This window comes from Celeribacter sp. (assembly GCF_048270365.1).
In the GTDB taxonomy this organism is placed as follows: domain Bacteria; phylum Pseudomonadota; class Alphaproteobacteria; order Rhodobacterales; family Rhodobacteraceae; genus Celeribacter.
The window spans coordinates 1-7,880 of sequence record NZ_JBLWTA010000059.1 but is presented as its reverse complement, the minus strand read 5'-3'; the positions used below and the strand labels follow the sequence as shown (position 1 = coordinate 7,880).

At 58.7% G+C, this 7,880-nt stretch carries 9 protein-coding genes; 6 read left to right on the top strand and 3 right to left on the bottom strand.

Going from position 1 to position 7,880, the window contains the following annotated elements; genetic code table 11:
* Nucleotides 1-399: 399 nt before the first annotated feature.
* The 5 genes from ACN0X0_RS22610 to ACN0X0_RS22590 are packed head-to-tail and all read left to right on the top strand — an operon-like array spanning nucleotide 400 to nucleotide 4,190.
* A complete protein-coding gene (locus ACN0X0_RS22610; protein ID WP_009574146.1) occupies nucleotides 400-615 on the top strand; it encodes a hypothetical protein in 216 nt (71 codons plus the stop codon).
* Entirely contained in the window at nucleotides 612-2,012 is a 1,401-nt protein-coding gene (locus ACN0X0_RS22605) for a TolC family protein (RefSeq protein ID WP_009574145.1), read from the top strand. The genes ACN0X0_RS22610 and ACN0X0_RS22605 overlap by 4 nt, the downstream gene beginning before the upstream one ends.
* Nucleotides 2,009-3,376: a multicopper oxidase family protein gene (locus ACN0X0_RS22600; protein WP_038147513.1), complete on the top strand. Its 1,368-nt coding sequence runs from the start codon at nucleotides 2,009-2,011 to the stop codon at nucleotides 3,374-3,376. The genes ACN0X0_RS22605 and ACN0X0_RS22600 overlap by 4 nt, the downstream gene beginning before the upstream one ends.
* Before the next feature lie 26 nt (nucleotides 3,377-3,402).
* Nucleotides 3,403-3,879, top strand: a complete 477-nt coding sequence (locus tag ACN0X0_RS22595; protein WP_009574143.1) for a cupredoxin domain-containing protein — start codon at nucleotides 3,403-3,405, stop codon at nucleotides 3,877-3,879.
* A 23-nt stretch (nucleotides 3,880-3,902) separates the two neighbouring features.
* Entirely contained in the window at nucleotides 3,903-4,190 is a 288-nt protein-coding gene (locus tag ACN0X0_RS22590) for a copper-binding protein (protein WP_009574142.1), read from the top strand.
* A gap of 55 nt (nucleotides 4,191-4,245) precedes the next feature.
* Here ACN0X0_RS22590 and cueR read toward each other — a convergent pair whose 3' ends face one another.
* Complete coding sequence (cueR, locus tag ACN0X0_RS22585) at nucleotides 4,246-4,650, bottom strand: Cu(I)-responsive transcriptional regulator (protein ID WP_038068304.1); 405 nt, start codon at nucleotides 4,648-4,650, stop codon at nucleotides 4,246-4,248.
* Nucleotides 4,651-4,662: 12 nt separating this feature from the next.
* On the bottom strand, nucleotides 4,663-7,167 hold the full coding sequence (locus ACN0X0_RS22580; protein ID WP_038068303.1) for a heavy metal translocating P-type ATPase: 2,505 nt from the start codon (nucleotides 7,165-7,167) through the stop codon (nucleotides 4,663-4,665).
* Nucleotides 7,168-7,341: 174 nt separating this feature from the next.
* Between ACN0X0_RS22580 and ACN0X0_RS22575 the strand changes: the two genes are divergently transcribed.
* Nucleotides 7,342-7,539 (top strand): heavy-metal-associated domain-containing protein, encoded by a 198-nt coding sequence (locus ACN0X0_RS22575; RefSeq protein ID WP_009573644.1) that lies wholly within the window; start codon nucleotides 7,342-7,344, stop codon nucleotides 7,537-7,539.
* Nucleotides 7,540-7,627: 88 nt separating this feature from the next.
* Here the strand turns inward: ACN0X0_RS22575 and ACN0X0_RS22570 are convergent, their stop codons facing one another.
* Nucleotides 7,628-7,879: a YnfA family protein gene (locus ACN0X0_RS22570; protein WP_417281075.1), complete on the bottom strand. Its 252-nt coding sequence runs from the start codon at nucleotides 7,877-7,879 to the stop codon at nucleotides 7,628-7,630.
* Nucleotide 7,880: the final 1 nt, after the last annotated feature.

The window sequence follows — 7,880 nt, the reverse complement described above, 5'->3', positions numbered from 1 at the left end:
TACAGGATTCGGGCCGTTTTTGGGATACTCCAGATTGCCTCCATATTGGTGGCAGTGACCCTGATGCCGTCCAATGCATCAGCCATGGTTTCGTGCTCTGTTGAACAAGTCGCTCAGGAGTCTTCAAACGAGCGCCACCATCATGAAACGGACATTCCGGCTGCAGATATCGACCATGGAGCAGACCACTGTGCGTCACATATCTGCGTGGTCGGTGACTTCGTAGGTGCCGAAAGTTGCACAAAGCAGTCCGCTAATGTTTCCCTCCGGTCCTGGGATATTGCGTCCCTAGTCCGTTCGGCCACACCCGAAGGTTTGCGGCGCCCTCCTCGCGCCTGATGCACCTGTAGCCGCAGTTTGACTGCGACCATCTGCATCTGACATTTCGAGGAAATCTAAGTGAAAATTCTGCTTGCGGCATCCTTGCCGCTGTTCGGGGCCGCCTGCTCGGCGCTTCCTGAACTTGAAACCGTGCCAGCGCTTACGGCGGCGGTTACATCGCCTGTGGTCGCGTCTGCGCAACCCGGGCCTGTTGTTGCTTACGCGGGCTACTCGGTCGGAGAACCGGCCGAATGGCGGATGCTGAATGATGAACAACGGGAGGGTGGCGAATGAAACTGCCTCTTCTCATGGGGTCCATGTTGCTGGTGTCCGCCTGCGCCAGTCCTGCCGTTCTTGAGCGTGCAAAACCAGATCGCGCGGGCTTTGGCAGTGTCGAGACGGGTGCACGCCAGGCTCTAGGGGCCACACCGATCTGGAACCTGTCTGCCGCGGACCTTGAGGAAACGCGCAAGAGGGTTCACGCCATGGTGCATGGTAAGACCGTCAGCGCCGACACCGCAGTGCAGGTTGCCCTGATAAGCAGTCCCGCACTTCAAGCCAGCTTCGCTGAGCTAGGTCTGTCCTCAACTGACTTATGGGAAGTGGCTATGGGGCCGGTGCCCTCGATCGGTGTGTCAATCTCCGGGTTGGCTGGCGATGTCACTCGCACACTTGAGGCAACATTAATCAACTCCCTGCTCGACGTGGCAACATCCGCACCGCGGACCCAACTTGCGGAGATTCGCTTCAGACAATCCGAACTTGCTGCGCTCGCCGACACGATAGACTTGGCCGTTGAAACCCGCCGGGCCTGGATTGAGGCGGTTGGCGCTTTCGAAGCCGCTGCACTGATCGCTCAAACTCAGGGCACTGCCGAGGCAGCGTCCGAACTTGCTGTGCAACTGGGCCGTACCGGCGCGATGAGCAAGGCCGATCAAGCAAGGGAGCATGCCTTTACTGCTGAGCTTGCCGCCGAACGTGCAGCCGCCCAATTGGAGGCGCAATTGGCCAAAGAAAAACTGCTTCGGCTGATGGGGCTTTGGGGTAGCGACACCACTGTATTCGTGCCGGACTCGCTGCCCGCCTTGCCTGGTGGCCCGCGCGTTGCAGGAAATATCGAACAGCTGGCACTGGCAAACCGCGTAGACCTGGCATCTGGAAAGCTGGAACTCGAGGCGCTCGCGCTGGACTACCGTCTGACCGGGCAAACCCGTATGGTCTCGGACGTCCAGTTGGTGGCTGGTTTCGACCTGGAACGTGCAGCCGGAGAAACCGAGGCCAATCCAGCGCTTGCTCTAGATTTCGAGATCCCGCTCTACGACACCGGTCCGCTGGTGTCGAAGCGTGGCCGCATGGCCTATCTGCAGGCAGCGAACAGGCTGGCCCAGCAGGCCGTCGATGCGCGTTCGGACGCACGCATGGCCTATAGGGCCATCACCGGTCGCCATAGCATCGCGCGGCATTGGCGCGACTCTGTTTTGCCTCTGCGACGCCAGATCGATGACGAAGCGCTGCTGTCCTACAACGGCATGCTGACCTCGACCTTTGAATTGATCGCTGATGCCCAGGAGGGGCTCGCTTCGCGCCTCTCTGCCGCAGAAGCGAAACGTGACTACTGGCTTGCCGAAACAGACGCGACCGCGGCGATTTGGGGCGGGGCAATTACTCTGACCGGAGGTAGCGAAGAATGATGAACCGTCGTCAATTACTGGGCGCGGGATTGACCGCGAGCGCTGGAGCTGTGCTGGCGAACGCCGGGGCCGCGCAAACACGCTTTCGCGATCTGCCCGAGGCCGCCTTTACCGACAGCCCCTATACACAAGTTCCCCCAAGGCCTTCGGATCGGTTCGACTACAACCCCGTTGTAACACTGAACGGATGGTCTTTGCCGTATCGCATGAACGGAGATGTAAAGGAGTTCCACCTCGTTGCAGAGCCTGTTGAAAGGATTATGGCGGACGGGATGATTGCGCGGCTCTGGGGCTACAATGGCCAATCCACCGGACCCACAATCGAAGCGGTCGAAGGCGAGCGGGTGCGTATTTACGTAACCAACCGTCTTCCGGAACATACCAGCGTGCATTGGCACGGACTGATCCTGCCATCGGGAATGGATGGAGTTGGTGGTTTGTCGCATCCCGGCATCCCGCCGGGTAAGACCTTCGTCTACGAGTTCGACCTCATCAAGTCCGGCACCTTCATGTACCACCCGCATGCGGACGAGATGGTACAGATGGCCATGGGCATGATGGGGCTCTTCATCGTGCATCCGCGCGACCCGGCGTTCATGCCGGTGGACCGGGATTTCGCGTTCCTCCTTGCGGCCTATGACATCGACCCGGGGACCTACATCCCGCGCGTGGCCGAGATGACCAATTTCAACATGTGGACCTGGAACAGCCGGATCTTCCCGGACATCGATCCTCTGGTGGTCAACAAGGGGGACCGTGTCCGTGTGCGTTGTGGCAACCTGACGATGACCAACCACCCAATTCACATGCATGGCTATGACTTTCAGGTCACCTGTACTGACGGAGGCTGGGTGCCGGAAAGTGCCCGTTGGCCCGAGGTCTCGATCGACATTCCTGTAGGCGCCATGCGCGCCTACGAGTTCGACGCGATTCACGAAGGTGACTGGGCGATCCACTGCCACAAGTCGCACCACACCATGAATGCTATGGGCCACGACATCCCTACATTTATTGGCGCCGACAAGTCCCGCCTGACCCAAATGATCCGCCGCCAGCAGCCTGGCTACATGCCGATGGGCACGGCGGGTATGGCGGATATGGGCGAGATGTCGATGGAGATCCCCGAGAACACCGTGCCGATGATGACCGGATGGGGGCCGCATGGCCCATTGGAAATGGGTGGCATGTTTAGCGTGGTGAAGGTTCGCGAGGGCATCGACCGCGACGATTACAGCGATCCTGGCTGGTACGACAACCCGCCCGGAACACAGGCCTACGAATGGACGGGCGAGCTGCCCGAACATGCATACAACACCAGTCCGAAAACCGTGATCACGCCGCGCGGCGGCGTGCGGCAGGGCTGATGCCAGAGCACAGGAGAAACACGCTCATGAAAACTGCACTTTTGACATTGGGGCTGGCCCTGATTCCCGCCCTCGCAATTGCGGACGCCGGGCACGGCAACGGTCAAATGGCCATCGGCATGCCTGCGATGCATGGCCATGAACCCACGCGAACCATCGATGTGATAATGCGTGAGGACTACGACAAGGACGCACCGTTCGTCTTCGAACCCTCCTCGGAAATGACTTTTTCTGAGGGTGAAACCGTGCGCCTGCGCATCACGAACATGGGTGAGGAAACCCACGAGTTCGTGATGGATTCGATGGCACAAAACGCTGAACACAAAGAGCTGATGGCCAAGTTCCCTGAGATGGAACATGACGACCCTAACGCTGTGCGCCTTGAACCAGGTGAAGAGGCGGAGATCCTTTGGACTTTCAACAAGGCCGGCAACTTCGAATTCGCCTGCCTGCTGCCCGGCCACTATGAAGGCGGCATGCACGGCGCCCTTACTGTCAACTGATCTCAAATCAAAGGAAACCAATCATGACCAAATTTTTGACGCTCGCCGCTGCCCTTCTGATGACCGCTGGAACTGCAATTGCTGCTAGCGATAGTGCCATGTCCTCGGGCACGGTGACCAAGATCGATGCCAAGTGGAACAAGATTACTGTCGACCATGGCCCGCTGGAAAACCTCGACATGCCAGCAATGAAAATGGTCTTCGTTCTCGCCGATCCCGCGATGCTGGAAGGGCTGAGTGAAGGCGCACAGATCAACTTCGTTGCCGACCGTGTGAATGGCAAGCTGACTATTACAGAGCTGGTGCAGTAACTACAGGTCGCGCGCCCTGTCTCGCAGGGCGCGCGATTTCATTCGTCGTCGGAGATCATGAGAAAGTTGCGTCGTCTACGACAGAAAGATCCGCAAGAATTGGACAATCCGGTCGGTGATCGCCAGCACACTGGTGCACGAGAGACGAAAGAGTTTCTTTCATCGACATGAGTTTAGAGATCTTTTCATCAATCTGGCGCAGGTGCTCCTCTGCGACGGCCTTTACCTGCGCACTTTCTCGATTGTCATCGTTATAGAGCGCCAAAAGCGTACGGCAGTCTTCGATTGTAAATCCCAAGGCTCGCGCTCGTCCGATGAATGCCAGCTTATGAAAATCGATCTCTCTGAAGCTTCGATACCCGTTTGCAGCGCGCAAAGGTGTTACTAGACCGATATCCTCATAGTAGCGAATGGTCTTGGCCGGCACTCCTGACCGCTCGGCAACATCACCAATGTTCATTTCTGCCTCCTCTCACTCGGCCGGGACGGGGGCGAAGTCCTCCACCCGCCCAGACTCTTGGCGCTCGTCCATCGCCGGTCTTACGCGCCGCAGCCGCAAGGCGTTCGTCAAGACAAAGACCGAGCTAAGTGCCATCGCACCGGCAGCGACGACCGGTGACAGCAGCACGGCGAAACTCGGATAAAGCGCTCCGGCGGCCAAGGGTATCAAAGCCACATTGTAACCAAAGGCCCAACCAAGGTTCTGTTTGATGTTTCGCATGGTGTGTCGCGAGATCTCGAAAGCGTTCACAACGCCGCGAAGATCACCGGACATCAATACGACATCTGCGCTTTCGATCGCCACATCCGTGCCAGTGCCGATGGCGATGCCAACATCCGCGTGGGCGAGCGCGGGTGCATCGTTGATGCCATCGCCAACAAAGGCCAATGTGCCCTGCTGGCGCAGATTTTCCAGTGCCGCCACCTTGCCGTCGGGCAAGACCCCCGCGATCACGTGGTCGATACCAGTCTCTTCGGCAATTGCTTCTGCCGTTTCGCGTTTGTCGCCGGTAATCATTGCCACCTTCAAACCCAGACTGTGCAGTGCGGCAATCGCGGCTCGGCTCGAGGGTTTGACCGGATCGGCGACGCCAATCGCAGCCACCGCCTTGCCATTGATTGCGGCGAAGAGTGCGGTGCGACCTTGCCGTGCGAGCATAGTTTCAGCCTCTGCGAGTTCACCAAGATCGATCCCTTCGCGCTGCATCATTCGGTCAGCTCCGACAACAACCTCGGCCCCGTCAACGATGGCGCGCACGCCATACCCTGTAATCGAAGTAAACGCGCTCGGTTCCGACAGTCTGATGTTTTCCGCCTGCGCGCCGCGCACGATAGCTTCGGCGATCGGGTGTTCTGATCTGGCTTCGACCGATGCGACTGCCGCAAGAACGGTGCAGCGCTCGGCTCCTTCCGCCAGCACAAGGTCGGTCAGCGCGGGACGTCCGGCGGTGACGGTGCCGGTCTTGTCCAGAGCGACAACCTTGACGTCCCCCAATGCTTGCAGAGCATCCCCCTTGCGGAACAACACGCCCATTTCAGCAGCGCGACCGGTCCCGACCATGATCGACGTCGGCGTCGCCAGTCCCATCGCGCAGGGACAAGCAATGATGAGAACTGAGACACCCGCGACCAGCGCATAGGTGAGGGCGGGATCAGGGCCGAATATTAGCCAGACAAGGATCGTCAAGGCGGCGAGGGTCATCACAGCGGGGACGAACCAAAGCGTGATCCGATCCACCAACCCTTGAATGGGGAGCTTGGCGCCCTGCGCATCTTCGACCATGCGGATGATTTGGGACAACGTGGTATCCGCACCAACACGCGTTGCTTTATAGGTCAGACTGCCCGCGCCATTGACCGTACCGCCCGTGACAGGATCACCAGCCGACTTGCCGACCGGCACGGGTTCCCCGGTGATCATGCTTTCATCGACATGGCTTTCGCCGTCCACAACCTCACCGTCCACGGCGAGTCGTTCTCCGGGGCGCACAACAATCAGATCTCCGGTGCGCAAGGCATCGATCTCGACCTCGACCGCATCGCCGTCACGCAAAATACGCGCCGTACGAGCCTGTAGGCCGAGCAGCTTCTCGATTGCAGCCCCTGTTCGCCCTTTCGCTCGCGCTTCGAGCCAGCGCCCGATCAGGATCAGGACCACGATGACCGCGGCGGCCTCGAAGTAGACAGCGCGGACGGCCTCGGGCATCAGCGACGGGAAGAACGTTGCGACAACTGAATAAAGATAAGCTGCGCCTGTGCCGACGGCGACCAGACTGTTCATGTCTGGAGCACCTTTCAGCAAGGCCGGAAACCCTTTCAGATAGAACTGTCGGCCGGGCCCAATGAGCACAGCCGTTGTGAGGATGAACTGGATCAACCAGCTGGCCTGCTGTCCTATGGTATTGTTGATCGCCATATGCACGGCCGGGATCAGGTGCCCGCCCATTTCCATCAGGAAAACCGGCAAAGCGAGTGCTGCGGCCAGTGCCACCCGGCGTGCCAACCCGCGCGCTTCCTCTTCTTTTCGCGAAGTGCGATCCTGTGTTGCCGTGGCCTCGGCCACGCTGGCTGGATATCCGGCTTGCTCGGATGCACGGATGAGGGCCACAGGGTCGGTCATGCCCTCAAGATATGTGATGCGCGCATTTTCCGCCGCAAGATTAACGTTGACCTCCAACACGCCGGGAACCGAGGCAAGTGCCTTATCGACGCGCCCGACACAAGAAGCACATGACATGGACGCGATGTTCAGCGTCACGGATGCCGTTCGCGCTGGATACCCGAGATCTTTCAGGGCTTGGACCGCATCTTGCAGGTGGGACGAACCATCCACGCTGAAACGCGCAGTCTCGTTCGCGAGGTTCACCGAGACATCGGATATTCCCCTCAACGCGGCTAGGCCCCGATCCACGCGCCCTACGCATGAGGCGCAAGACATTCCTTCAATCGAGAGTGTCACTTTGGATTGATCTGTCATTTCAGTCTCCTGGAATCCCATTTGACACCCCAAATAGGAGTTCCAGTGACTGGAAGGTCAATACCCAATTTGAACTTTCCTGGCTTCGCTTTAAAAATCTACGGAGACCCTTGACCTTCCCCCCACTGGAAGCCCCATCTGCACTGAACAAGCTGTCACAGAGGAGACATCGACATGAAATTCAACGTTCCCGACATGAGTTGTGGTCATTGCACCAGTACGATCGAAAAGGCGATCAAGGCAGCTGACGCAAATGCGAGCGTATCTTGCGACATTCCGGCCCGCACGGTTTCTGTTGAAGGTGCACTGTCAACAGAACGGCTGACGGCCCTGCTTCGTGAAGCTGGGTACGAAAATACCGTGACTGCCTAATCTATGGGTCATCGCACCCGTCGTGACGGGTGCGATGACCTAGCGATTTCTAGCGACGGATTTGCCTGGTTTTCTGAGGTTCCGCAGATCATGAGCGCGAAGGCAACAGGATGAGAGCACTGCCTAGGAGGCAAAGAAGAATGCCTGCAATGTCCCAGCGGTCCGGTCGGCTCCCCTCCACTAGCCACATCCAGATCATGGACGCCGCTATGTAGACGCCCCCGTAAGCTGCATATGCCCGACCGGCCATTTCGCTTTCTGCGCGCGTCAAAAGCCATGCGAAGAGTGCCAAACTTACCAGACCTGGCCCGACCAAAAGTGGCGAACGATCGAGCCGCAAC